This window comes from Streptomyces sp. OR43, from assembly GCF_008042275.1.
Lineage (GTDB): Bacteria > Actinomycetota > Actinomycetes > Streptomycetales > Streptomycetaceae > Streptomyces.
In genome coordinates this window covers 640,517-664,659 of the sequence record NZ_RDBK01000008.1, presented here as the reverse complement: position 1 = coordinate 664,659, position 24,143 = coordinate 640,517, and the positions used below count along the sequence as shown (strand labels likewise).

General features: G+C 70.2%; 21 protein-coding genes and 1 pseudogene. 4 read left to right on the top strand and 18 right to left on the bottom strand.

What is annotated here, in order from left to right; all coding sequences use genetic code 11:
- Positions 1–7: 7 nt before the first annotated feature.
- Positions 8–448, bottom strand: coding sequence for a DUF948 domain-containing protein (locus EAO72_RS07030; protein ID WP_148016463.1), 441 nt, complete (start codon positions 446–448; stop codon positions 8–10).
- 211 nt (positions 449–659) lie between these two features.
- On the opposite strand from EAO72_RS07030, the pseudogene EAO72_RS07025 reads away from it, so the two are divergent.
- A pseudogene (locus EAO72_RS07025) lies at positions 660–2,877 on the top strand (ATP-binding protein).
- Between the two features lie 15 nt (positions 2,878–2,892).
- Here the strand turns inward: EAO72_RS07025 and rpsD are convergent.
- On the bottom strand, positions 2,893–3,507 hold the full coding sequence (gene rpsD, locus EAO72_RS07020) for a 30S ribosomal protein S4 (RefSeq protein WP_136327444.1): 615 nt from the start codon (positions 3,505–3,507) through the stop codon (positions 2,893–2,895).
- Positions 3,508–3,695: 188 nt separating this feature from the next.
- Here rpsD and EAO72_RS07015 point away from each other — a divergent pair, with 188 nt between their 5' ends.
- On the top strand, positions 3,696–4,388 hold the full coding sequence (locus EAO72_RS07015) for a DUF2470 domain-containing protein (RefSeq protein WP_148016303.1): 693 nt from the start codon (positions 3,696–3,698) through the stop codon (positions 4,386–4,388).
- Positions 4,389–4,531: 143 nt separating this feature from the next.
- Here the strand turns inward: EAO72_RS07015 and EAO72_RS07010 are convergent, their stop codons facing one another.
- From EAO72_RS07010 to EAO72_RS06995, 4 genes are all read right to left on the bottom strand, one after another.
- Positions 4,532–5,917 carry a replication-associated recombination protein A gene (locus tag EAO72_RS07010; protein WP_148016302.1) on the bottom strand — a complete coding sequence of 462 codons (1,386 nt, stop codon included), beginning with the start codon at positions 5,915–5,917 and terminating at the stop codon, positions 4,532–4,534.
- A gap of 74 nt (positions 5,918–5,991) precedes the next feature.
- The gene (locus tag EAO72_RS07005; RefSeq protein WP_148016301.1) at positions 5,992–6,627 is read right to left on the bottom strand and encodes a vitamin K epoxide reductase family protein; all 636 of its coding nucleotides are present in this window, start codon (positions 6,625–6,627) and stop codon (positions 5,992–5,994) included.
- 328 nt (positions 6,628–6,955) lie between these two features.
- Positions 6,956–8,218, bottom strand: coding sequence for a histidine--tRNA ligase (gene hisS, locus EAO72_RS07000; RefSeq protein ID WP_148016300.1), 1,263 nt, complete (start codon positions 8,216–8,218; stop codon positions 6,956–6,958).
- 13 nt (positions 8,219–8,231) lie between these two features.
- Positions 8,232–8,918, bottom strand: coding sequence for an MBL fold metallo-hydrolase (locus EAO72_RS06995; RefSeq protein ID WP_148016299.1), 687 nt, complete (start codon positions 8,916–8,918; stop codon positions 8,232–8,234).
- 148 nt (positions 8,919–9,066) lie between these two features.
- Here EAO72_RS06995 and EAO72_RS06990 point away from each other — a divergent pair, with 148 nt between their 5' ends.
- Together EAO72_RS06990 and EAO72_RS06985 are read left to right on the top strand one after the other, a co-directional pair.
- Positions 9,067–9,861: a peptidylprolyl isomerase gene (locus EAO72_RS06990; RefSeq protein WP_148016298.1), complete on the top strand. Its 795-nt coding sequence runs from the start codon at positions 9,067–9,069 to the stop codon at positions 9,859–9,861.
- Positions 9,862–10,074: 213 nt separating this feature from the next.
- Positions 10,075–11,304 carry a DUF349 domain-containing protein gene (locus tag EAO72_RS06985; RefSeq protein ID WP_148016297.1) on the top strand — a complete coding sequence of 410 codons (1,230 nt, stop codon included), beginning with the start codon at positions 10,075–10,077 and terminating at the stop codon, positions 11,302–11,304.
- A gap of 67 nt (positions 11,305–11,371) precedes the next feature.
- Here EAO72_RS06985 and EAO72_RS06980 read toward each other — a convergent pair whose 3' ends face one another.
- The 12 genes from EAO72_RS06980 to EAO72_RS06925 form a co-directional block, all read right to left on the bottom strand.
- Positions 11,372–13,921, bottom strand: coding sequence for a RelA/SpoT family protein (locus EAO72_RS06980; protein WP_261991357.1), 2,550 nt, complete (start codon positions 13,919–13,921; stop codon positions 11,372–11,374).
- A gap of 315 nt (positions 13,922–14,236) precedes the next feature.
- Positions 14,237–14,788 carry an adenine phosphoribosyltransferase gene (locus EAO72_RS06975; RefSeq protein WP_148016295.1) on the bottom strand — a complete coding sequence of 184 codons (552 nt, stop codon included), beginning with the start codon at positions 14,786–14,788 and terminating at the stop codon, positions 14,237–14,239.
- Positions 14,785–15,888: a protein translocase subunit SecF gene (gene secF / locus EAO72_RS06970; RefSeq protein WP_148016294.1), complete on the bottom strand. Its 1,104-nt coding sequence runs from the start codon at positions 15,886–15,888 to the stop codon at positions 14,785–14,787. Before secF ends, EAO72_RS06975 begins: the two co-directional genes overlap by 4 nt.
- A gap of 1 nt (position 15,889) precedes the next feature.
- The gene (gene secD, locus EAO72_RS06965) at positions 15,890–17,629 is read right to left on the bottom strand and encodes a protein translocase subunit SecD (protein WP_148016293.1); all 1,740 of its coding nucleotides are present in this window, start codon (positions 17,627–17,629) and stop codon (positions 15,890–15,892) included.
- Positions 17,630–17,775: 146 nt separating this feature from the next.
- Positions 17,776–18,252, bottom strand: coding sequence for a preprotein translocase subunit YajC (yajC, locus tag EAO72_RS06960; protein WP_148016292.1), 477 nt, complete (start codon positions 18,250–18,252; stop codon positions 17,776–17,778).
- Between the two features lie 164 nt (positions 18,253–18,416).
- The gene (gene ruvB / locus EAO72_RS06955) at positions 18,417–19,490 is read right to left on the bottom strand and encodes a Holliday junction branch migration DNA helicase RuvB (protein WP_148016291.1); all 1,074 of its coding nucleotides are present in this window, start codon (positions 19,488–19,490) and stop codon (positions 18,417–18,419) included.
- 80 nt (positions 19,491–19,570) lie between these two features.
- Positions 19,571–20,197, bottom strand: coding sequence for a Holliday junction branch migration protein RuvA (ruvA, locus tag EAO72_RS06950; protein WP_148016290.1), 627 nt, complete (start codon positions 20,195–20,197; stop codon positions 19,571–19,573).
- Positions 20,194–20,769, bottom strand: coding sequence for a crossover junction endodeoxyribonuclease RuvC (gene ruvC, locus EAO72_RS06945; protein ID WP_148016289.1), 576 nt, complete (start codon positions 20,767–20,769; stop codon positions 20,194–20,196). The genes ruvA and ruvC overlap by 4 nt, the downstream gene beginning before the upstream one ends.
- A 134-nt stretch (positions 20,770–20,903) precedes the next feature.
- Entirely contained in the window at positions 20,904–21,656 is a 753-nt protein-coding gene (locus EAO72_RS06940; protein WP_148016288.1) for a YebC/PmpR family DNA-binding transcriptional regulator, read from the bottom strand.
- 61 nt (positions 21,657–21,717) lie between these two features.
- The gene (pdxT, locus tag EAO72_RS06935; protein ID WP_148016287.1) at positions 21,718–22,311 is read right to left on the bottom strand and encodes a pyridoxal 5'-phosphate synthase glutaminase subunit PdxT; all 594 of its coding nucleotides are present in this window, start codon (positions 22,309–22,311) and stop codon (positions 21,718–21,720) included.
- A gap of 6 nt (positions 22,312–22,317) precedes the next feature.
- Positions 22,318–23,238, bottom strand: coding sequence for a pyridoxal 5'-phosphate synthase lyase subunit PdxS (pdxS, locus tag EAO72_RS06930; RefSeq protein ID WP_148016286.1), 921 nt, complete (start codon positions 23,236–23,238; stop codon positions 22,318–22,320).
- A gap of 330 nt (positions 23,239–23,568) precedes the next feature.
- Positions 23,569–24,114 (bottom strand): hypothetical protein, encoded by a 546-nt coding sequence (locus tag EAO72_RS06925; RefSeq protein WP_148016285.1) that lies wholly within the window; start codon positions 24,112–24,114, stop codon positions 23,569–23,571.
- Positions 24,115–24,143: the final 29 nt, after the last annotated feature.

The window sequence follows — 24,143 nt, the reverse complement described above, 5'->3', positions numbered from 1 at the left end:
CGCTGCGTCAGTCCTTCGATCCGCGGGAGTTTCTGCCGTTGCGCTTCTTCGCGCGCGCGGACGGCACGGTCCGGCCGACGATCACCGCGCGCCGCGAGCGCGCTTCCGGTTCGGGGCTCGCCTTGCGGCCGATGGCCTGCCGGACCCCGTAGCCGAACGCCGCGACCTTGACCAGCGGGCCGCCGAACGTGGAGGCGACGGTGGTGGAGAGGGCCGAGGCGTTGGAGGTGACTTCCTGGACGTCCGTCGCGATCGCGTCGACCTTGTCGAGCTGGGTCTGCGCGGAACGTACGGTCGCGGAGGCGTCGGCGAGCAGCGGGACGGCCTGTTCGGTCACGTCCGCCACGAGTTTCGTGGTCGCCCTGAGCGTCTGGGCGAGCCTCACCAGTACGACGGCGAGGAACGAGACCAGGATCGCCCAGAAGACGGCCACCAGGATCCCGGCCACCTCACCACCGGACACAGTGCACCGCTCTCTGGTTTGTCGTCTGTCTGTCTTGTTTCCTGCTGTTCGGCGGGGCCGTCGCGGCGGCCGGTCGCCGTGCCCCGAGCCTATCGCGCCGGGGCTCGCGCCCTGTACCGCATGACCGGTCGGCCCGGCGGGAGTTCCGGCAACGAGATTGTACGGAGCGCTTTCGGGCCAGTACTCTGCGTGTTTCATGCGACGCACTCAGCGCCCCTTTCCGTCCTCCGACGATCCCGGCCCCCCGACCGCCTCCCCCGGGGCTCCGACGCCCCGTCACCCGGGCAATCTGCCGGCGGAGCTGAACAGGTTCGTGGGTCGCGACAGAGAAGTGGCCGACGTCGCCGGGCTGCTGGAGGAGTCGCGGCTCGTCACCGTCGTCGGGGTGGGCGGGGTCGGCAAGTCCCGGCTGGTCACCAGGGTGGCGGCGCTCGTGGAGAAACGGTACTGCGACGGCGTCTGGCTGGTGGAGCTGTCGGCGGTCCACGACGTGGCGCTGCTGGAGCACGCCCTGGTCGACGCGCTGGGCCTCACGGACCACACGAGCAGGCCGCCCCGCTCGACACTCCTCGAACACTGTGCCGAGCGCCGGCTCCTGCTGGTGATCGACGGCTTCGAGCATCTGGTCGACGCCTGTGCGGAGTTGGTACGGGATCTGCTGCGCCGCGCACCGGGGCTGCGGGTACTGGCCGCGGGCCGGCTGCCGCTGGACCTCGATGGAGAGAGCGGCTACCCGCTCGCGACGATGTGCGACGAGGACGCGTTGCTGCTCTTCGCCGAGCGGGCCGCCGCGGTGCAGCCCGACTTCCGGCTGTCCGAGCACAGCCGGGGCACCGCCCTGGAGCTGTGCCGGCGCCTCGACGGCATTCCGCTCGCGCTGGAACTGGCCGCCGGCCGGCTGCGGGCGCTGTCGACGGAGCAGGTGCTGCAGCGCCTGGACGACCGTTTCCGGCTGCTGACCGGTGGCAGCCGCAGCGCGCTCGGCCGCCATCAGACGCTCCGTACGGCCATCGGCTGGAGCCATGAGCTCTGCGCGCCCGAGCAGCGGCTGTTGTGGGCGCGGCTGTCCGTCTTCGCCGGACAGTTCGACCTGGAGGCGGCCGAGTACATCTGCAGCGGTCCCGATCTGCCGGCCGACACGGTGCTGGACGTGCTGTCCGGGCTGCTGGCGCAGTCCGTGGTCCTGCGCGAGGAGTCCGGTGTGGGCGCCCGGTACCGGATGCTGGACACGGTGCGGGAGTACGGCGCCGAGTGGCTCGCGGCCACGGGGGACACGGACCGGCTGCGCCGGCGTCACCGGGACTGGTTCCTGGGGCTGGCGACCTGGTGCGAGCTGGACTGGTTCAGCCCGCGGCAGGCGGAGGTGGCCGCCCGGGTGGAGAGCGAGCTGCCGAATCTGCGGCGGGCCATGGAATGTTCGCTGGAGAGCCCCGAGGAAGCTCACCTCGCCCAGTACCTGGCGGGCACGCTCTGGTTCCTGTGGGTCGGCTGCGGACGCCTCTCGGAGGGCCGGCACTGGCTGGAGCACGTACGCGAGGAGGAGACGCCGTACGACAGTTCACGGTTGAAGGCGCTGTGGGTGCTCGGGTACGTCGCGGTACTCCAGGGCGATCCGGTGGGCGCGATCTCCGCGCTGACGGAGTGCCGGGAGGAGGCGGATCGGGCGGGGGACGCCGTGGCATCGGCGTACGCGGTGCACCGCACGGGCTGCCTGGCCCTGGTCACGGACGACATGGCGCGCGCGCACGAACTGCTGCAGGAGGCGCTCGGCCGCTACCGGGAGCTCGGCGAACTGAACAGCAACGTGCTGATGGCCCAGATCGAACTGGCCATGACGGTCGGGTTCCAGGGCGATCTGGACGGCGCGGCCGTGATCTGCGAAGAGGTACGGGAGATCTGCGAGGACCACGGGGAGCGGTGGGCGCTCAGCTACGCGATGTACGTCCTGGGCTTCGCGGCACTCCAGCGGGGCCGCCCCGCCCGGGCCCGCGAGCTGCTCGGGGAGTCGCTGGCCATCAGCCACACGTTTCATGACCGCCTGGGCACCGTGCTCACGCTGGAGCTGCTGGCGCTCGTGACGGTGGTCGAGGGCGACGCGGCGGAGGCGGCTCTGCTGCAGGGCGCCGCCGACCGGATCTGGCCGTCGGTGGGGCTGCCGCTGTTCGGCTCGTCGCACTACGGCGGGCCCCGGGCCCGGTGCGAGGAGCTGGCCCGCCATGAACTGGGCGAGGCGTTGTACGCGTCGGAGCGGAGCGCGGGCGCCGGGCTGGGCATCGACGCGGTGGTGGCCAGGGCCCTGTCGGGCAGGCCCGGCGAGCGGCGGCCGCAGCCGCCGGCGCCGTCCCCGGCCGGGACAACGCGAAAGCCCGCCGCCTCCCCGATCGGAGAGGGGCGGGCCTGAGCGCCGGTGTTGAGCGGCTACGCCTGAATCAGCGGGCGTAGTACTCGACGACGAGCTGCTCGTCGCAGATCACGGGGATTTCCTTGCGGTTCGGGTCCCGGTCAAGGCGGAAGGCCAGGGCCTTCAGGTTCACCTGCAGGTAGCGCGGGGTCTCACCGTCGGTGTCGTAACCACCCTCGCGGGCCACCTGGAAGGGGTACTTCTCGCGGCTGCGCTCGCGGACCATCACGATGTCGTCCGGACGGACACGGAACGACGGCTTGTCGACCTTGCCACCGTTGACCTCGATGTGGCCGTGGACGACCATCTGGCGCGCCTGGTAGATCGTCTTGGCGATACCGGAACGCAGGACCAGCGCGTCGAGGCGGCGCTCGAGCTCGACGACCAGCGCCTCGCCCGTCTTGCCTTCGGCCTTCTTGGCGCGGTCGTAGGCGCGCGCCATCTGGCGCTCGCTGATGTCGTACTGGGCGCGCAGACGCTGCTTCTCGAGCAGACGGACCTTGTAGTCCGAGTTCTGCTTGCGGCCACGGCCGTGCTCGCCCGGCGGGTAGGGGCGGGCCTCGAAGTACTTGACGGCCTTCGGCGTCAGCGCAATGCCGAGCGCGCGGCTCTTCTTGACCTTGGGACGCGACTGATTAGGCACGTTCTCCAGACCTCCGTTGTAGGTTAGGTTAGGCTCACCTTACTCAAGGAGATCGCATGTCTCGCCCTGGGAACACCACACACGTCACGGACAGCACAGACAGCGGCAGCACACACAAAGGTGCTGCTACGACGGAAGGCCGATCTGATCGTGGTCAGCCGCGTCCCAGCGGGCTTGAAAACACACGGATGCCGTCAGCAGCCGAGCGCACACGAACTCTCGTACAGAGTACCTGCTCCGCGGTGCTGCTCATCCCCGGGCTGGAGACAGCGGGCTCGGACCAGCTGATGCCGCTGTCCAGGACCGTGGGTCCGGACGGCGATCTCTTCCTCGAATTCCCCGCTGATTCCCCGGCTGTGCGGGCCGCGACGCACGCGCAGGACGACGAGCTGGCGGCCGTGCTGGAGATCACGGACGTCGCCCCCGTCTCCGTCCCGCACCGCATCCGCGGCCGGGCCCGGGTCTGCGGATGGCTCACGTCCGTACCCGGAATGGCGGGCCCCGGCAGGATGCTGCTGCGGCTGGAGACGGGCGAGGCCCACGTCGAGGACCTGTGGGGCGCCGAGGCGGTCGAGCCGGAGGAGCTGCGGGACGCGGCCGCCGACCCGCTCGCCGCCCACGAGGCGGAGCTGCTGCAGCATCTGCACGCGGCCCACGGCGAACGGCTGGGGACGCTGTGCGAACTTCTCGGCGACCGGTCCGCGGCCGGGAGCCGGCCCTCCGTCGTGCCGGTCGCGCTGGACCGTCTCGGACTGCGGGTCCGCTTCTTCGAGCGGAACGGGCCCTGCTTCGACGCCCGCTTCGAGTTCCCCGAGCCGGTGCGCGACATGACGGAACTGCGCCATGCCATGCGCACCCTCTTCGACGCGGCCGCCCACTGAGACCCGCCCGTCCGCTGATTCGTGCCCGTCCTATGAGCCCGGCCCGCCCGACGAGCCCATGCGTGGCCGATGAGCCCTGCCCGTCCGCTGAGTCCTGCGTGGCCGGACCGCTGCCGGAGCGGCGCGGCATCGGGATCCGGCCGCTACGCACCGTCCGGCGCGCTCGCGCCGCCATCGGTGTCCGCACGGCCCAGCCGCTCGCGGACCCGGTCCGCCACATCGGCGTAGCGCGCCTCGGCCCCGTACCGCGTGGGCCGGTAGTAGCGCTTGTCGCGGACGGCGTCCGGGGCGTACTGCTGGGCGGCGATGCCGCCGGGGACGTCGTGCGGGTAGACGTAGCCCTGCGCGTGGCCCAGCTTGGCGGCGCCCTTGTAGTGGCCGTCGCGCAGATGGGCCGGGACCGGGCCCGCCAGCCCCTTCCGTACGTCGTCCTGCGCTGCGGAGATCGCCAGCGTCGCCGCGTTGGACTTCGGGGCGAGGGCCAGCGCGATGGTGGCGTGGCTGAGGGTGAGCGCCGCCTCGGGAAAACCGATCATCGCCACCGCCTGGGCTGCCGCGACCGCGGTGGGCAGCGCCGTGGGGTCGGCCAGACCGATGTCCTCGCTGGCCGAGATCATCAGCCGGCGGGCGATGAACCGGGGGTCCTCCCCCGCCTCGATCATCCGGGCCAGATAGTGCAGCGCCGCGTCCACGTCGGAACCGCGGATCGACTTGATCAGCGCGCTCGCCACGTCGTAGTGCTGGTCCCCGTCCCGGTCGTACTTCACGGCCGCCCGGTCGACGGTCTCCTCCAGGGTGACGAGGCTGATCTCCGCCTCGTGCTTGGACAGCGCCGCGCCGGCCGCCGCCTCCAGCGCCGTCAGCGCCCGGCGCGCGTCGCCCCCGGCGATGCGCAGCAGATGCTCCTCCGCGTCCCCCGGCAGTGTCACCGCGCCGCCGAGTCCGCGCTCGTCGGTCAGGGCCCGGTGCAGCAGTCCGCGAAGATCGTCGTCGGTCAGTGACTCGAGCGTCAGCAGCAGCGAACGCGACAGGAGCGGCGAGATGATCGAGAAGTAGGGGTTCTCGGTGGTGGCGGCGATCAGGGTGACCCAGCGGTTCTCGACGGCCGGGAGCAGCGAGTCCTGCTGCGCCTTGGAGAAGCGGTGGATCTCGTCCAGGAAGAGGACGGTCTCCTTGCCGTAGCCACCGGTGGCTCGACGGGCGCCCTCGATCACGGCGCGCACTTCCTTGACGCCCGCGGTGATCGCGGAGAGCTCGACGAACCGTTTGTTCGTGGCCTTGCTGACCACGTACGCCAGGGTCGTCTTCCCGATGCCGGGCGGGCCCCAGAGGATCACCGACGAAGGGCCGGCCGGTCCCCCGCTCCCCTCGCCGACGAGGCGGCGCAGGGGCGAGCCCGGCTTCAGCAGATGCTGCTGGCCCACGACCTCGTCGAGGGTACGCGGACGCATCCGGACAGCGAGAGGGCTGCTGGACGGGTCCTTCTCCTGGCGGTCTTCGGCAGCTGCGGTAAAGAGGTCGGGCTCCACGTTTTGAAGCCTATGTCACCGCACTGACATCGCTGCCGGGCCCGCTGCCGGCCCGGCAGCGGCGGACGGACCGGTCAGCTGGTCCAGAAGTCCCACCAGCGGGTCAGGATCAGCATGCCGATGATGCCGATCCACAGGACCGGGGGCACCCAGTGGAACTCGGTGAGCCCGTTGCGCAGCCAGCTCGGCGCCGGGATGATCCGGTGCTTGATGTTGTGCGTGGTGACGTAGCAGAACATCAGGATCGTGGCGACCCAGGCCAGGCAGCACCACAGGCACAGCGAGTTGATGTTGTACAGCGACTGGTACTGGAGCCAGGTGCAGAAGCCGACGCCGAACAGCGTGCCCGCGTTCATCCCCAGCCAGTACCAGCTGCGGAAGCGCGCTCCTGCCAGCAGCGCCAGCCCGATGCCGATGATCACGGGATAGGTCGCCATGCCGAGCATGGGGTTCGGGAAGCCGAAGGCCGAAGCCTGGTCGCTCTTCATGATGTTGCCGCAGGCCACCACCGGGTTGAGACTGCAGCCCGGAACGAAGCTGGGGTCCTCCAACAGCTTGAACTTGTCGATGGTGATGACCCACGCGGCGAGGAGTCCGGCAGCGCCCGTGATGACCAGCAGCAGTGCCAGCGCGCGACTGCCGCCGATGGTCCGCTTCCCGCTGTCCTCGTCCTGGTCGGAGGAGGGATGGTCAACCGCTGCAGTCGTCATATCGCCGTTCCGTCAGTGAGTGGCCTGCTGGGGCACGGTCATTGTGCCGCACGGGCGCACCGGTCTTCCGTTCGATGAACATAAAGATGTGCGTCCGGGCGCGGAGCCACACGCCCCGGAACCAGGGGGTGTTGGGCCGTCACCGCTGCGACGAGCGMCTTCGCCGTCGTTCCCGGCGGGTTCCCGCCCGCCCTCGGATGTCACGTCCACCCGCGGACGGAAATCGCCCGGCCGGATGAAGGCGAACCCATCAGGTTGACGGGCCGGGGGGACCACCGCGGGGTCCTCCGTCGTGGGCGGACCAAGCGGCCCGCCCACGACAGGTGGTTCACGCCAGGCGGGTACGGACCGCCTCGGTCACCTCGGCCAGGGGCACGGCCGTCTGCTCGCCGGACTCCATGTCCTTGAGCTGGACGTTCCCCTCGGCCAGATCACGCTCGCCGGCCACGATGGTGAAGCGCGCGCCCGAGCGGTTGGCGCTCTTCATCGCTCCCTTGAGGCCGCGGCCTCCGAACGCGAAGTCCGCGGCCACGCCCTCGCGGCGCAGCTGTGTGACGACGCCGAACAGGACCCGCCGTGCCTCCTCGCCGAGCGGAACGGCGAAGACGCTGGTCGTGGAGGGCAGTTCGAGCTCGATGCCCTCCGCCTCCAGCGCGAGCACGGTGCGGTCCACGCCGAGCGCCCAGCCGACCGAAGGCAGCGCGGGGCCGCCGATCATCTCGGACAGGCCGTCGTAGCGGCCGCCACCGCCGACGGCCGACTGCGAACCCAGACCGTCGTGGACGAACTCGAAGGTGGTGCGGGTGTAGTAGTCGAGGCCGCGGACGAGCTTCTCGTCGTCCTCGTAGACGACGCCCGCCGCGTTCAGCAGGTCGCGGACCTCCTCGTGGTACGCCTTGCAGGCGTCGCACAGGTAGTCGCGCAGCACGGGCGCGCCGGTCAGCTGCTTCTGGACCTCGGGGCGCTTGTCGTCGAGGACCCGCAGCGGGTTGATCTCGATCCGCCGGCGGGTCTCCTCGTCGAGGTCGAGCTCGCGGAGGAAGCCCTGGAGCGCGTCGCGGTAGACGGGCCGGCACTCCTTGTCGCCCAGCGAGTTCAGCAGGATGCGGAACTCGCGCAGACCCAGGGTGCGGTACGCCTGGTCGGCCAGGATGATCAGTTCGGCGTCCAGCGCCGGGTCCTCGGCGCCGATCGCCTCGGCACCGACCTGCGAGAAGTGGCGGTAGCGGCCCTTCTGCGGGCGCTCGTAGCGGTAGTACGAGCCGGAGTACCAGAGCTTCACCGGCAGGTTGCCGAGCTTGTGGAGGTTGGCCTCCAGGGCGGCCCGCAGCACGGACGCGGTGCCTTCGGGGCGCAGGGCGAGCTCCGAGCCGCCCTTGGTGGTGAGGGTGTACATCTCCTTGGTCACGATGTCGGTGGACTCACCGACGCCGCGGGAGAAGAGGGCCACGTCCTCGAAGCCGGGCGTCTCGATGTAGCCGTAGCCGGAGTTCTTCAGCGGTGCGGAGATCGCCTCGCGCACCGCGAGGTACTTCGCGGAGTCGGGCGGGGTCAGGTCGTACGTGCCCTTGGGGGCCTTGAAGGTGCTCACGATGTCGCTCTCGTCACATTCCTCGTCGGGGCGCGTCCATACCGCTCAGATACGGATTGGTGGCGCGCTCGCGGCCGATGGTCGTCTGGGGGCCGTGGCCGGACAGCACCACGGTCGAGTCGTCGAGCGGCAGGCACACACGGGCCAGCGACTCGAGGAGCTCGGCCTGGTCGCCGCCGGGCAGGTCGGTGCGTCCGACGGAGCCGGCGAAGAGCAGGTCGCCCGAGAAGAGGACCTGCGGAACGTCCGCGGCCTCGGGCATCCTGAACGTCACCGACCCCTTCGTATGGCCGGGCGCATGCGAGACGCCGAACTCCATACCGGCCAGCAGCAGCTGCGCGCCGTCACTCAGCTCCTTGACGTCGTCCGGCTCCCCCACGGTCAGTTCGCCCATGAGCGGCATCCCGATGGAGCGGCCGAGGGCCTTCTCCGGGTCGCTCATCATGTAGCGGTCCTCGGGGTGGATCCAGGCGGGGACGTCGTGCGCGCCGCACACCGGCACGACCGAGGCGACATGGTCGATGTGGCCGTGGGTGAGGACGACGGCGACGGGCTTCAGCCGATGCTTCTTCAGTGCTTCCTCGACACCGGAGGCGGCCTGGTGGCCCGGGTCGATGATCACGCACTCCTCACCTGCGGCGGGGGCGACCAGGTAACAGTTGGTCCCCCAGGCCCCGGCGGGGAACCCGGCAATGAGCACGATCGTCCTTAATGGTCGTCCGACGAGGGAGGTCGGCTGCGCGGTCGCAGCAGTTCAGAGCCTACCGGCGCTCCTCATTCCACAGCTAACCCATATACGGTACGGGGCAACCCAGGCCCGATCACACGACGTACAAGGAGATCACCCGGTGGTCAGCAGCGATCAGCGGCGGCGGCAGCTCGCCAGGGAGAAGTTCGAGCGGCAGCAGCAGCGCCGGGAGGACGCCCGTCGGAGGACGAGGCGGCTGACCGTCGTCATCGCCTCCGCAGTGGCCGTGGTGGCGGTCATCGGCGGTGCCACGTACTTCGCCACGAGCGGCGACGACAAGGACAGCAAGGCGGACGCGGCCGCGAGCCAGAGCCCGTCGGCGGAGCCGTCGCCCTCGGCGAGCGAGAAGACGGTGCCCGAGCCCGCGATGAAGATCGACAAGAAGTCGAAGTACACGATGTCGCTCAAGACCAGCCAGGGCGACATAGCGTTCGAGATGGACGCCGCGAAGACCCCGCACACCACGAATTCCTTCAAGTCCCTGGCGGACAAGAAGTTCTTCGACGGCACGAAGTGTCACCGGCTGACCACGGACGGCATCTTCGTCCTGCAGTGCGGTGACCCGAAGGGCGACGGTACCGGTGGTCCGGGTTACACGATTCCCGACGAGAACCTGACCGCGCTGGGCAAGGCGGGCGCCGACGGCACGGTGACGTATCCGGCCGGCACGGTGGCGATGGCCAACACCGGCCAGGCGCACACCGGCGGCAGCCAGTTCTTCCTGGTCTACAAGGACAGCAAACTGCCGCCCAGCTACACGCCGTTCGGCACGATGGACAAGGACTCCCTGGAGGCCGTCGAGGCCATCGGCAAGGCGGGGGTGACCGGCGGCGGAGCCGACGGGGCGCCGACGAAGGCCGTGAACATCTCGAAGGCTGCCGTCGACAAGGCCTGAGCCTTGGCAGAACCGGCAGGATCCGCCCGGCGGTCGTCCGGTGCGGCCGGACAGGACCCGTCGGTCCAATTTCGGCCGTGCTGAGTGCGGACAGCCGGGCGGCCTGTCGCCTAGATTGGCGTTGTGCAGGGCGGGCGCGCAGCCCGCCCCAGGAAACTGTGGACGATGCCAGGGGGGCGAACCCCCTCACAGGTATCAGGTGGAGGAGGCGCTGTGAGCAGCGACCCGTGGGGCCGTGTCGACGAGACAGGCACCGTGTACGTGCGTACAGCCGACGGCGAGCAGGTCGTCGGATCGTGGCAGGCCGGTTCTCCGGAGGAGGCCCTGGCTTATTTCGAGCGCAAGTACGAGGGCATCGTGGTCGAGATCGGCCTCCTCGAACGGCGGGTGAAGACCACCGACCTGTCGGCGAAGGACGCGACGACCGCCATCGAGCATCTGCGCGGGCAGGTCGACGAGCATCACGCCGTCGGCGACCTGGACGCGCTGCGCAAGCGTCTTGACGCGCTCGTCGCGACGGTCGACGCGCGGCGCGAGGAGCGCAAGGCCCAGAAGGCGAAGCAGACCGACGAGGCGAAGCACGCCAAGGAGGCGCTGGTCGTCGAGGCCGAGGAGCTGGCGCAGAGCGAGCAGTGGCGCTCCGCGGGTGAGCGGCTGCGCGCACTCGTCGACACGTGGAAGGGCCTGCCGCGGCTCGACCGCAAGTCGGACGACGAGCTGTGGCACCGCTTCTCGCACGCGCGCTCGGCGTTCTCCAAGCGCCGCAAGGCCCACTTCGCCTCGCTGGACGCCCAGCGCGAGGAGGCCCGCAAGGTCAAGGAGAAGCTGGTCGTCGAGGCCGAGGCGCTCTCCGGGTCCACGGACTGGGGCGCGACCGCGGCCCGCTACCGCGACCTGATGACCGACTGGAAGGCGGCGGGCCGCGCCCAGCGCGAGGCCGAGGACGACCTGTGGGAACGCTTCCGCGGCGCCCAGGACGTCTTCTTCGCCGCGCGCAGCGGGGTCTTCGCTGAGCGTGACGCGGAGCAGGGCGAGAACCTCAAGCTCAAGGAGGAGCTCGCCGTGGAGGCCGAGAAGCTGGTGCCGGTGAAGGACCTGAAGGCGGCCAGGGCCGCGTTCCGGTCCCTCAACGAGCGCTGGGAGGCCATCGGCCACGTACCGCGTGACGCCCGTCCGAAGGTCGAGGGCCGGATGCAGGCGGTGGAGCGGGCGCTCCAGGAGGCCGAGGAGTCGGAGTGGCGCCGGACCAACCCGGAGGCACGGGCCCGTGCCGCGGGTCTGACCGGGCAGCTCCAGGCGGCCGTCGACAAGCTGCGTACGCAGATCGACAGTGCTCGCGCCCAGGGCAACAACGCCCGTGCCGACAAGCTGGCCCGTGAGCTGGAGGGCCGCCAGGCGCTCCTGGACCAGGCACTCAAGGGCCTGGAGGAGTTCGGCGGCTGACGGCCGTCCGCCGGCACGAAAGGAGGGCCCCGGTACGCGGCGCGTACCGGGGCCCTCCTCGTCGTCGCTACGGCCGGCGGGCCGAGGTGACCCGGTAGACGTCGTAGACGCCCTCCACGCCGCGTACGGCCTTCAGGACGTGTCCCAGGTGTTTGGGGTCGCCCATCTCGAAGGTGAAGCGCGAGGTGGCGACCCGGTCGCGGGACGTCTGCACGGCCGCGGACAGGATGTTGACGTGCTGGTCGGACAGGATCCGGGTGACGTCGGACAGCAGCCGCGACCGGTCCAGTGCCTCTACCTGGATGGCCACCAGGAAGACCGAGGACTGGGTGGGCGCCCACTCGACCTCGAGGATCCGTTCCGGCTGCTGCGAGAGCGAGTCCACGTTGACGCAGTCGGCGCGGTGCACGGAGACGCCGCTGCCGCGGGTGACGAAGCCGATGATCGGGTCGCCGGGTACGGGCGTACAACAACGGGCCAGCTTGACCCAGACGTCCTCGACGCCCTTGACGACCACGCCGGGATCCGCCTTCGCGCGGCGCTTGTTGCGTCCGTGCGAGGGCGGGGAGCTCTCCGCCAGGTCCTCGTTGGCCGCGTCCTCGCCGCCGAGCGCCTGCACCAGTTTCTGTACGACGCCGGCCGCCGCCACATGTCCCTCGCCGATCGCGGCGTACAGGGACGAGATGTCTGGGTAGCGCATCTCGTGGGCGAGCGTGACCAGGGAGTCGCCCGTCAGGATCCGCTGGATCGGCAGGTTCTGCTTGCGCATGGCCCGGGCGATGGCGTCCTTGCCCTGCTCGATCGCCTCGTCACGGCGCTCCTTGGAGAACCAGGCACGGATCTTGTTGCGGGCACGCGGTGACTTGACGAAGCCGAGCCAGTCGCGGGAGGGCCCGGCGCCGGCCGCCTTGGAGGTGAAGACCTCCACCAGGTCGCCGTTGTCGAGCGTCGACTCGAGCGGTACGAGCCGCCCGTTGACCCGTGCTCCTATCGTCCGGTGGCCGACCTCCGTGTGGACGGCGTACGCGAAGTCGACCGGGGTCGCCCCCGCGGGAAGCGCTATGACGTCGCCCTTGGGCGTGAAGACGAAGACCTCGTTGCGGGAGAGGTCGAAGCGCAGGGACTCCAGGAACTCGCTGGGGTCCTCGGTCTCCTTCTGCCAGTCCAGGAGCTGGCGCAGCCACGCCATGTCGTTGACGGTGTCCTGGCCGCGGCCGGTGTTCTTGGGGACGTCGGTGCGCACCTTGGAGGCGCCCGCGACGGCTTCCTGCTTGTACTTCCAGTGCGCGGCGATGCCGTACTCCGCACGGCGGTGCATGTCGAACGTACGGATCTGCAGCTCGACGGGCTTGCCGCTGGGGCCGATCACCGTGGTGTGCAGCGACTGGTACATGTTGAACTTGGGCATCGCGATGTAGTCCTTGAACCGGCCGGGGACCGGATTCCATCGCGCGTGCACCGTGCCGAGCGCCGCGTAGCAGTCACGGACCGTGTCGACGAGCACCCTGATGCCGACCAGGTCGTAGATCTCGGCGAAGTCCCGGCCCCGCACGATCATCTTCTGGTAGACGCTGTAGTAGTGCTTCGGCCGTCCGGTGACGGTGGCCTTGATCCGGGCGGCGCGCAGGTCGGACTGGACCTCGTCGGTCACTATGGCGAGGTATTCGTCGCGCTTGGGGGCCCGCTCGGCGACGAGGCGGACGATCTCGTCGTACATCTTGGGGTAGAGGATCGCGAAGGCGAGGTCCTCCAGCTCCCACTTGATGGTGTTCATGCCCAGGCGGTGGGCCAGGGGGGCGTAGATCTCCAGCGTCTCGCGGGCCTTCTTCTCCTGCTTCTCCCGCTTGAGATACCGCATGGTGCGCATGTTGTGCAGCCGGTCGGCGAGCTTGATGACGAGGACCCTGGGGTCCTTGGCCATGGCGACGACCATCTTGCGTACGGTCTCGGCCTGCGCGGCCTCGCCGAACTTGACCTTGTCCAGCTTGGTGACGCCGTCGACGAGGAGCGCGACCTGGTCGCCGAAGTCGCGGCGCAGGGTGTCCAGGCCGTACTCGGTGTCCTCGACCGTGTCGTGCAGCAGCCCCGCCATCAGAGTGGCCGGATCCATACCCAGCTCGGCGAGGATCGTCGTCACGGCGAGCGGATGCGTGATGTACGGATCACCGCTCTTGCGCTTCTGGCCCCGGTGCCAGCGCTCGGCGACCTGGTAGGCCTTCTCGATCTGGCGCAGCGTGGCGCTCTCGATCTTGGCGTCGTTGCTGCGGACGGTACGGAGCAACGGTTCCAGGACCGGGTTGTACGGGCTGGAGCGCTGCACGCCGAGGCGGGCCAGCCTGGCCCGGACCCGGTTGGACGAGCCGCCGCCGGTTCGGGCCACCGGGCCTGCGGGGGCGGTCGGCGTCGCCGCGGGCTTGGCGGGCGGCTTCGGCGCGGTGGGGGCGTGCAGCGCTCCAGCCCGTACAACCCGGTCCTGGAACCGTTGCTCCGTACCGTCCGCAGCAACGACGCCAAGATCGAGAGCGCCACGCTGCGCCAGATCGAGAAGGCCTACCAGGTCGCCGAGCGCTGGCACCGGGGCCAGAAGCGCAAGAGCGGTGATCCGTACATCACGCATCCGCTCGCCGTGACGACGATCCTCGCCGAGCTGGGTATGGATCCGGCCACTCTGATGGCGGGGCTGCTGCTTCGCGGGCGTGGCTGGGGCCGCCGCGGGCTTGTCGGGCTGCGGGGCGGCGACTGGCTGGGCCTCGTCTGGCAAGAGCGCTCCTCGTGCGGATCCGGACACCCGGAAAGGCCATCGTATCGACCCTGCGGCCGGAGCTCCCCCGGGGACGGTGGGAGCCCTCACAACGCGGAACGGGCACCCGGTTGTTCCCAGGTGCCCGTCGCGTGGTGCGGCCGGCTGTGGCGACTGCCGTCCGGCGTCCGCTCAGACCGTGATCAGGGCCTCCAGCGGGGCGCCCCGCAGATGCGGTGCCAGGGCTTCCCGGCCGGACAGGAATCCCAGCTCCATGAGGACGCAGACACCGGCGACCGAGGCTCCGGCCCGCCGGATCAGCTCCAGCGAGGCACCGGCGGTACCGCCGGTGGCCAGGACGTCGTCGATGACCATGACGCGGTCGTCGGCCGACAGGTCCTCCGCGTGGACCTCGATCTCCGCGGTGCCGTACTCCAGCTCGTACGCCTGGCCGAGCGTTGCTCCGGGCAGCTTCCCGGCCTTGCGGACCGGAATGAAGCCGAGGCCGGCCCGTACCGCGACCGGTGCGGCCAGGATGAAGCCGCGGGCCTCCAGGCCGACGATCTTCGTGGCGCCGTGCTTCACGCACAGTTCCGCGAGGGCGTCGGTGAGCGCCGTGAACGCGACCGGGTCCGCCAGCAGCGGGGTGATGTCCTTGAACATCACGCCCGGCTTCGGGTAGTCCGCCACATCACGGATCCGGCTGAGCAGCAGTTCCCTGGTGCTCTCGGTGGTGCTGGTCATCGACGCTTCCCCGGAGTCCGGCCGTGGCCCCTCGGGGGCTCCTGGCGCTGTCCGACGACCGCACCGGCGGGCGCGGCGTCCTCGGCGGACCGCTCGTCCTCCTGCTCGGCCTCGTTGAGCTCGCCCTTGGCCGCGGCCGCGGCGCGCTTGGTGAGGATCCGCTTCTTCAGCGCCTTCATCTGCGGTTCGCGTTCCTTGAGGTCGGCGACGAGCGGAGTGGCGATGAAGATCGAGGAGTACGCACCGGCGGCGAGGCCGACGAAGAGGGCCAGCGAGATGTCGTTCAGCATGCCGGCACCGAGGACACCGCCACCGATGAACAGCAGGCCGGCGACCGGCAGCAGGGCGACGACCGTGGTGTTGATCGAACGGACCAGCGTGCCGTTGATGGAACGGTTGGCGATCTCGCTGTACGTCCACCGGGTCTGCTTGGTGATCCCCTTCGTGCCCTCCTTGAGGCTGTCGAAGACGACGACCGTGTCGTAGAGGGAGTAACCGAGGATCGTCAGCAGACCGATCACCGTGCCCGGGGTGACCTCGAAGCCGACCAGCGCGTAGACACCGACCGTGATGGTGATGTCGTGGATCAGCGCGACGAGGGCCGCGATGGCCATACGCCATTCGAAGGCGATCGCCAGGTAGATCACGACGAGGACCATGAAGACGCCGAGGCCGGTCCAGGCCTTGTTGGCGATCTGCTCACCCCAGCTGGGGCCGACCAGGTCCGCCGCGATCTTCTCCTCGGAGACGTCCAGGCCCTTGGCGAGTTCACCCTTGATCTGGTCGGACTTCGCGGTGTCGACCTCGGTGATCTGAATACGCAGACCGCCGTTGCCCAGCTTCTGGACGATGGCCTGGTGCCCCGAGGCGTCGGACGCCAGTGTCTCCGCCTTGTCGACGGACACGCTCGTCTTCGGGGTGGTGAAGACGGCGCCGCCCTTGAACTCGATGCCCATGTTCAGGCCGCTGACCGCCAGGCCGACGATGGCCGTGATGGTGATCAGGATCGAGATGCCGTACCAGATCTTGCGCTTGCCGATGAAGTCGTAGCCGACCTCGCCGCGGTAGAGACGGGCGCCGAGATTGCCGAGTCGCGACATCTCACGCCTCCTTCGGGTCGGTGGGGGCGTTGACACGGCGCGAACGGCGGAGCGGGGGCTTGGCGCCGAGCCGCTTCGGGTCCAGTCCGGACCACGGGTGACCACTCGCGAAGAACTTCGTGCGGGCCATGAGCGTCATGACGGGCTTGGTGAAGAGGAAGACCACGACCACGTCCAGCAGGGTGGTGAGACCCAGCGTGAACGCGAAGCCCTGGACCTTGCCGACGGTGACCACGAACAGGACCGCCGCCGCGAGGAACGACACGAAGTCGGAGACGAGGATGGTGCGCCGGGCGCGCGGCCAGGCCCGTTCGACGGCCGGGCGCAGTGTGCGGCCCTCGCGGATCTCGTCCCGGATGCGTTCGAAGTACACGATGAACGAGTCCGCGGTGATACCGATCGCGACGATGGCGCCACAGACCGCGGGCAGGTTCAGCGCGAAGCCGATGGCCGGGCCGAGGAGCGACATGATCGTGTAGGTCAGGATGCCGGAGACCAGGAGGCTGAGCAGCGCGATGAACGCCAGTCCGCGGTAGTAGGCCACCAGGTAGATGACCACCAGGGCCAGACCGATGGCACCGGCGATGAGACCCGCGCGGAGCTGCTCGCCACCGAGGGCGGCCGTGACGGTGGTGACGCTCTGCTCCTGGAAGGAGAGCGGCAGCGCACCGTAGGAGAGCACGTTGGCCAGTTCCTCGGCGGACTGCTGGGTGAAGCTGCCGGAGATCTCGGCGTTCTTGCTCAGCGCCTGGCTCACGGACGGCGCCGAGACGACTTCGCCGTCGAGCGCGATGGCGAACTGGTTCTGCGGCTGCTGCTGCTGGGCGAGCTTGCCCGTGGTCTTGTTGAACTTCTTGGAGCCGCCGTCGGTGAACTCCATCTGGACGATCCACTGACCGGTCTGCTGGTTGATCGCGGCCTTGGCGCTGTCCACGTCCGTGCCGTCGACCTCGGCCGGGCCGAGGACGTACTTGGCGCTGCCGTCCTGCTCACAGGCGACGACCGTGTCGGTGGCCTTGGTGCCCTGGCTCGCCTTGGAGCGGGAGGCCTTGCTGGAGCAGTCCAGCGCCTCGAACTTCTTCTGCAGATCGGCGGCGGCCGCCTGCTCCTCGGCGGAGGCGGTCGGGGTGGCGCTCGCCTTCGGCGTGGTGCTCGTCTTCGGCGAAGGCGTGGGGTCCGCCTTCAGGGCGCCGGTGACCGCGCGGCCCTGCGTGGTGGCGCTGGTGCTGGGCTTCGCGGACGGGCTCGCCTTGTCCGACGCCGAGGCGCTCGGCTTCGCGGACGGGCTGGCCTTGTCCGTGGACGAGGCGCTCGGCTGGGGCGTCGGCGTTCCCTGGGCGACGGTCAGCACGGGCCGGAAGTAGAGCTTGGCGGTCGTACCGACCTGCTCACGGGCCTGGGCGGAGTTCGTGCCCTTGGGGATGTTGACGATGATGTTGCGATCGCCCTGGGTCTGGACCTCGGCCTCGGAGACGCCAAGACCGTTGACGCGGCGTTCCATGATCTGGACCGCCGTGTCCATGTTGGTCTTGTTGATCGCCGACTCCTGGCCGGGCTCGGCCTTCGCCTCCAGCGTGATGGACGTACCGCCGGCCAGGTCGATGCCGAGTCGCGGCGTCGGCTGGTCGGCCAGGAACATCCCGCCGGTGAGAGCGACCATGGCGATCAGGATCAGAGCCAGGGAACGCCCCGGCCTGCCCTGACCGCCGGCCGGTCCTCGGCCCTTCTTCGGTGCTGCCACCTTCTCGTTTCTCCCTGTCCAACCGCCCCGCGCCGGGTACGCGCCCGAGCGGCCACGAAGTTTAGTGGGGACCCGCCCCCGCAGAAGACCGCACGGTCCGGGGATGGCCGGATGCCTGTGGGCTCACGGCATCCCCGGGTCGTGTGCTACTTCGCGTCGGCCTCGCCGTCGGCCTTGCCATCGGACTTCTTGTCGGCCTTGTCGTCGGCCGGCTCCGCGTCGTCCGCCTCGGTCTTCTTGACCAGGTCGGTCTTCGCGTCCTCGTCGGCGGCCTCGTCGGCCTCGGTCAGCGAGGAGGCGTCGTCCGGCACGACCGTGCCGTCGACGTCGAGCTCCTCGGTGTCGCCGTGGACGATGCGGTTGTACTCCGCGTCGTCGAGGACGGCGCCGATGGCGTTCTTGGCGTAGATGGCGTGGACGCCGGGGGCGACCTCAAGGAGGACCGTGTCGTCGTGAAGCTCCTTGACGGTGGCGTACATGCCCCCGATCGTCCGGACGCCGGTGCCGGGCTGCATTTCATTGCGCATGTTCGCAGCCGCCGCCTGCTTCTTCTTGGCGGACCGCGTCATCAGGAACATGGCCCCGATGAGCACGATGAAGGGGAGGAGAGTCACGGGATTCACGGGACGATTTTCCTTCGCACGACCGCGCTGGAAGGCGGCCTGGTCTACGGGGGTGGGTACACCGACCTTTAAGGGCGGCATCGGCGGAGTCTAAGCGAGTCCGCATCGATGGAACAACGCCCAGCATGGCACCGTGGTTCCTCTGTGGGTCAACCTGTGATGCATCACGCCCCGAACAGGCCCTGTTGTCCCTTTCCGCCGTGCTGCGGAGGAGCCAGCCCGAGATGAGCCCAGGCGGCCGGAGTGGCGACGCGCCCCCGCGGCGTCCTGGCCAGCAGTCCTTCCCGTACGAGGAAGGGTTCCGCGACCTCCTCGACCGTCTCGCGCTCCTCGCCCACCGCTACCGCGAGGGTGGACAGGCCCACCGGGCCGCCGCCGAAGAGTTTCAGCAGGGCGCCGAGCACCGCGCGGTCCAGCCGGTCCAGGCCCCTGGCATCGACCTCGTACACCCTGAGGGCCGCGGCGGCGATCTCGCGGTCGATCCTGCCGTCCGCCTTGACCTGGGCGTAGTCCCGGACGCGGCGCAGCAGCCGGTTGGCGATGCGGGGCGTGCCACGGGAGCGCCCGGCGATCTCGGCGGCGCCCTCGACGTCTATCGCGACGTCCAGAAGGCCCGCCGAGCGGTGAATCACCCGTTCCAGTTCGGTGGGGGCGTAGAACTCCATGTGCCCGGTGAAACCGAAGCGGTCGCGCAGCGGGGGCGGCAGCAGTCCGGCCCGGGTGGTCGCGCCGACCAGGGTGAAGGGCGGCAGCTCCAGCGGGATGGCGGTGGCCCCGGGACCCTTGCCGACGATCACGTCGACCCGGAAGTCCTCCATGGCCATGTAGAGCATCTCCTCGGCGGGCCGGGACATGCGGTGGATCTCGTCGAGGAAGAGCACCTCGCCCTCCTGGAGCGAGGACAGAATCGCGGCCAGGTCCCCCGCGTGCTGGATGGCGGGGCCGGAGGTGATCCGGATCGGCGCGTTCATCTCGGCTGCGATGATCATGGAGAGGGTGGTCTTGCCCAGGCCGGGGGCGCCGGAGAGCAGCACGTGGTCGGCGGTGGCGCCGCGGGCGCGGGCCGCCTTGAGGACCAGGTCGAGCTGCTCGCGCACCTTCTCCTGGCCGACGAACTCGTCGAGGTCCTTGGGGCGCAGCGCCGCCTCGACCGCGGTGTCCTCGCCGTCGGCTCCGGCGTCGACGAGCCGCTCGTCGAGGAGCTCGTCGGTGTCGGGTCCGGTCTCGTCCCAGTTCATCTCGTCAGTCCCGCCTCGGGTGTCTCGGTGCCGTGCCGTGGGGTGCCAGGCCGGGCGTCAGGGGTGGTGCCCGGGTCCGCTCAGCGCGCGCGGTTGAGGGTCTGCAGGGCGGCGCGCAGCAGCTGCGGCACGGGCGGCTGGGCGCCGTCCGCGAGGGCCGCCTCCGCCTGCGGTGCCACGGCGGACACCGCCTCGTCCGCCTCGCGGGTGGCGTAGCCAAGCCCGATCAGGGCGGCCTGGAGCTGGTCGCGCCAGGAGGAGGTGACCGCGGTGCCGATGCCCTGCTGGCCGATGTGGGCGCCGACGGGCTCGCCGAGTCTGTCCTTCAGTTCGAGCAGGAGCTTCTGGGCACCCTTCTTGCCGATGCCGGAGACGGCGGTGAGCGCCTTCTCGTCGCCGGTGGCCACGGCGATGCGCAGGGCGTCCGGGCTGTGTGTGGCGAGCATGGCCTGGGCGAGCCGGGGCCCGACTCCGCTGGCGGTCTGGAGGAGCTCGAAGACCTGCCGTTCGTCGTCGTCGGCGAAGCCGTAGAGCGTCAGCGAGTCCTCCCGTACGACGAGGGAGGTGGCGAGCTTGGCCTCCTTGCCGGTGCGGAGGCCGGCGAGGGTGTTCGGTGCGCACTGGACGGCCATGCCGATGCCGCCGACCTCGATGACGGCCGTGGTCGGACTGAGCGCGGCGACGGGGCCGCTGACGAAGGCGATCATCGGGGGACCTTCCGGACGGGGGCTGCTGCGGTGCGCGGGACGCGCGGGGTGCGGGCAGCCGCTGCGGCCGCCGCGTGCGCCTGCTGGAGGCGGTTGAGCGCGGGGGCGCGCCAGATGTGGCAGATGGCGAGGGCGAGGGCGTCGGCGGCGTCCGCCGGTTTCGGCGGGGCGTCCAGGCGCAGGAGTCGGGTGACCATGGCGCCGACCTGCGCCTTGTCCGCGCGCCCGCTGCCGGTGACGGCGGCCTTGACCTCGCTGGGCGTGTGCAGGGCGACCGGGATGCCGCGACGGGAGGCGCAGAGCATGGCGACCGCGCTGGCCTGGGCGGTGCCCATCACCGTACGGACGTTGTGCTGGGCGAACACCCGCTCCACGGCGACGTATTCGGGCCGGTGCTCGTCGAGCCACTCCTCGATGCCGCGCTCGATGGCCACCAGGCGGTGGCCGAGCTCCGCGTCGGCCGCGGTGCGCACGACGCCCACCCCGATCATCGTCAGGGGCCGGCCCGCGACGCCCTCGACGACTCCGACGCCGCACCGGGTGAGCCCGGGGTCCACGCCGAGTACCCGCACGATTTCGCCCCCTCCCTGCCGATCGGTCAACTGTTCCCGCAGGCTATCGGCTCGCACTGACAATGCGACGGGCCGACGGGGTGTGTCCCCGTCGGCCCGTCCACGGAATGCTGTGCCGGTCGCCCGGCAGCCGTTCAGGCGTCGACCTTCTCCATGACCTCGTCGGAGACGTCGAAGTTGGCGAAGACGTTCTGCACGTCATCGCTGTCCTCGAGCGCGTCGATCAGCTTGAAGATCTTGCGCGCGCCCTCCTCCTCCAGCTCGACCTGCATGGTCGGGACGAAGTTGGCCTCGGCCGAGTCGTAGTCGATGCCCGCATCCTGGAGCGCGGTGCGGACCGCGACCATGTCGGTGGCCTCGCTGAGGACCTCGAACGTGTCACCGAGGTCGTTGACCTCCTCGGCGCCGGCGTCGAGCACCGCGCCGAGGACGTCGTCCTCGGTGAGTTCACCCTTGGGGACGATCACGACGCCCTTACGGTTGAACAGGTAGGAGACCGAGCCCGGGTCGGCCATCGAGCCGCCGTTGCGGGTCATGGCGACGCGGACGTCGGACGCGGCGCGGTTGCGGTTGTCGGTGAGGCACTCGATGAGCACGGCGACACCGTTCGGGCCGTAGCCCTCATACATGATCGTCTCGTAGTCGGCGCCGCCGGCCTCGAGACCGGCGCCGCGCTTGACCGCCGAATCGATGTTCTTGTTCGGGACCGAGCTCTTCTTCGCCTTTTGGATGGCGTCGAAGAGGGTCGGGTTGCCGGACACATCGGCACCGCCGGTGCGGGCCGCGACCTCGATGTTCTTGATCATCTTCGCGAAGAGCTTGCCGCGCTTGGCGTCAATCACGGCCTTCTTGTGCTTCGTCGTAGCCCATTTAGAGTGGCCGGACATCTGCCTTCTCCTTCGCGTCACCAAAATCCGTACGAACCCGAGAGATCCTACCGGGGTCGAGTCAGGTGACCGCGCGCACCATGTCGACGAAGTAGGCGTGGACCCGGTGGTCGCCGGTCAGTTCCGGGTGGAATGACGTGGCAAGGGCGTTTCCCTGCCGTACCGCCACGATGTGCCCGCCGTGCTCGGCCACCACCTTGGCCTGCGCGCCCACGGACTCGACCCACGGGGCCCGGATGAAGACGCCCTCGACCGGGCCGCCCTCGATCCCGGCGACCTCCACGGCCGCCTCGAACGACTCGTTCTGCCGCCCGAAAGCGTTACGCCGCACGATCATGTCGATGCCACCGAGGGTCTCCTGGCCCGAGCGCGGGTCGAGGATCTTGTCGGCGAGCAGGATCATCCCGGCACAGGTGCCGTAGACCGGCATCCCGGCCCGTACCCGCTCGCGGAGCGGTTCCAGCATGCCGAACAGGGCGGCCAGTTTGGACATCGTGGTGGACTCGCCGCCCGGAATGACGAGCCCGTCGACCTCGGCGAGTTCCTCGGGACGCCGGACCGGCCTGGCCAGGGCGTCCGCCGAGGCCAGGGCGATCAGGTGTTCCCGTACGTCGCCCTGGAGGGCCAGGACTCCGATCACAGGGGTGTCGCTCATCAGTGACTACCAGCCGCGGTTGGCGTAGCGCTCGGCCTCGGGCAGCGTGTCGCAGTTGATGCCGACCATGGCCTCGCCCAGGTTGCGGGAGGCGTCCGCGATGATCTTCGGGTCGTCGTAGAAGGTGGTGGCCTTCACGATGGCGGCGGCGCGCTTCGCCGGGTCGCCGGACTTGAAGATGCCGGAGCCGACGAAGACACCCTCGGCGCCGAGCTGGCGCATCAGCGCGGCGTCGGCCGGGGTGGCGACGCCGCCCGCGGAGAAGAGGACGACGGGCAGCTTGCCGAGCTCGGCGACCTCCTTGACCAGCTCGTACGGGGCACGGAGGTCCTTGGCGGCGGCGTACAGCTCGTTGTTGTCGTAGCCGCGCAGGCGGGCGATCTCGTTCTTGATCTGGCGCAGGTGGCGGACGGCCTCGACGACGTTGCCGGTGCCGGCCTCGCCCTTCGAGCGGATCATGGCCGCGCCCTCGGCGATGCGGCGCAGGGCCTCGCCCAGGTTGGTGGCACCGCACACGAACGGGGTGGTGAACGCGAACTTGTCGCTGTGGTTGACCTCGTCGGCCGGGGTGAGGACCTCGGACTCGTCGATGTAGTCGACGCCGAGGGACTGGAGCACCTGGGCCTCGACGAAGTGACCGATGCGGGACTTGGCCATCACCGGGATGGAGACGGACTCGATGATCTCCTCGATCATGGTCGGGTCCGACATCCGGGCCACGCCGCCGTCCTTGCGGATGTCGGCCGGAACCCGCTCCAGGGCCATGACGGCCACGGCGCCCGCGTCCTCGGCGATCTTCGCCTGCTCGGCGTTGACGACGTCCATGATCACGCCGCCCTTGAGCTGCTCGGCCATGCCGCGCTTGACGCGGGCGGTGCCGGTGGCGGGGGCGTCGGCGGACTGCGGGGTGGCGGGATTCGTGGACACGGATCGACCTCACTGGGAGAAAGGGCTGCTGAAGGTGCACGGCTGATGCACGGCTGATGCATTGCTGAGCAAACGCTCCGGCACCAGTCCACAGCAAGGGCCAATGGGAGGCCGGTGGATCGTTTTGGCCCGGTGGATCGTTTTTGGGCACGCGGAATCGGGCTTTGGGCACGGGAAATCGGGCTTTGGCCTGCTGGACCGGTTCGGACCGGCGTGGCGGCGGGCGCATCGGTTCGGACCGGCGTGGCGGCGGGCGCATCGCTTCGGCCCGGCGTGGCGGCGGGCGCGGGCATGCCGAGTCGTGCCGCGCCCGCCGCCGTCAGCCCGCCGTCAGCTCACCGGGCGGTCCGCGAGGGCGACCGGCGGCTCGTCGTCCATCTCGAAGGCCAGGGGGAACGGGGCGTGCCCGGCCAGCCGGAACCAGCGCACGGTGCGGTGGCGGCGCAGCGCCCGCGCCGCCCGTACGGCGTCGTTGTGGAACCGGCGCGCCATCGGGACCCGGCGCACGGCCGCGGCCAGCTCGGAGGCGGCCTCCTCGCCGCCCGGGATCTCCTTCACGGCGTCGACCTGTGCCCGCTCGCCGAAGACCGCGCGCAGGGCGGTGCTGAGCTCGCTCTCGGCCACCTCGCGGTGCTCCTCCTCCGACTGCCGGGCGGCGTGCGCCGCCTCGTACAGCACGATGGAGGCCGCCGGGTCGAGGACACCGGACGTGGCGAGTTCCTGGGTGACCGAGGCGCGGCGCAGGAGCTGGGCGTCGAGGGCGGCCCGGGCCGCGTCGATCCGGGTGTGCAGCCGGTCGAGACGGCCCGCGGTCCAGCTGAGGTACAGGCCGATCGCGATGAGCACGACGGCGGTCCAGATGAGGGTTTCGGTCACGGGCGGCAACGCTACCGGTGAGCGGGGGC

Excerpts from the sequence above, each read along its gene's own strand:
- ruvB (WP_148016291.1), bottom strand. The coding sequence starts at position 19,490 with ATGAACTGGGACGAGACCGGACCCGACACCGACGAGCTCCTCGACGAG.
- EAO72_RS06975 (WP_148016295.1), bottom strand. The coding sequence starts at position 14,788 with ATGACCAGCACCACCGAGAGCACCAGGGAACTGCTGCTCAGCCGGATC.
- secF (WP_148016294.1), bottom strand. The coding sequence starts at position 15,888 with ATGTCGCGACTCGGCAATCTCGGCGCCCGTCTCTACCGCGGCGAGGTC.
- pdxT (WP_148016287.1), bottom strand. The coding sequence starts at position 22,311 with ATGAGCGACACCCCTGTGATCGGAGTCCTGGCCCTCCAGGGCGACGTA.
- EAO72_RS06940 (WP_148016288.1), bottom strand. The coding sequence starts at position 21,656 with ATGTCCGGCCACTCTAAATGGGCTACGACGAAGCACAAGAAGGCCGTG.
- EAO72_RS07005 (WP_148016301.1), bottom strand. The coding sequence starts at position 6,627 with ATGACGACTGCAGCGGTTGACCATCCCTCCTCCGACCAGGACGAGGAC.
- EAO72_RS07015 (WP_148016303.1), top strand. The coding sequence starts at position 3,696 with ATGCCGTCAGCAGCCGAGCGCACACGAACTCTCGTACAGAGTACCTGC.
- EAO72_RS06980 (WP_261991357.1), bottom strand. The coding sequence starts at position 13,921 with ATGCGTGATGTACGGATCACCGCTCTTGCGCTTCTGGCCCCGGTGCCA.
- ruvA (WP_148016290.1), bottom strand. The coding sequence starts at position 20,197 with ATGATCGCCTTCGTCAGCGGCCCCGTCGCCGCGCTCAGTCCGACCACG.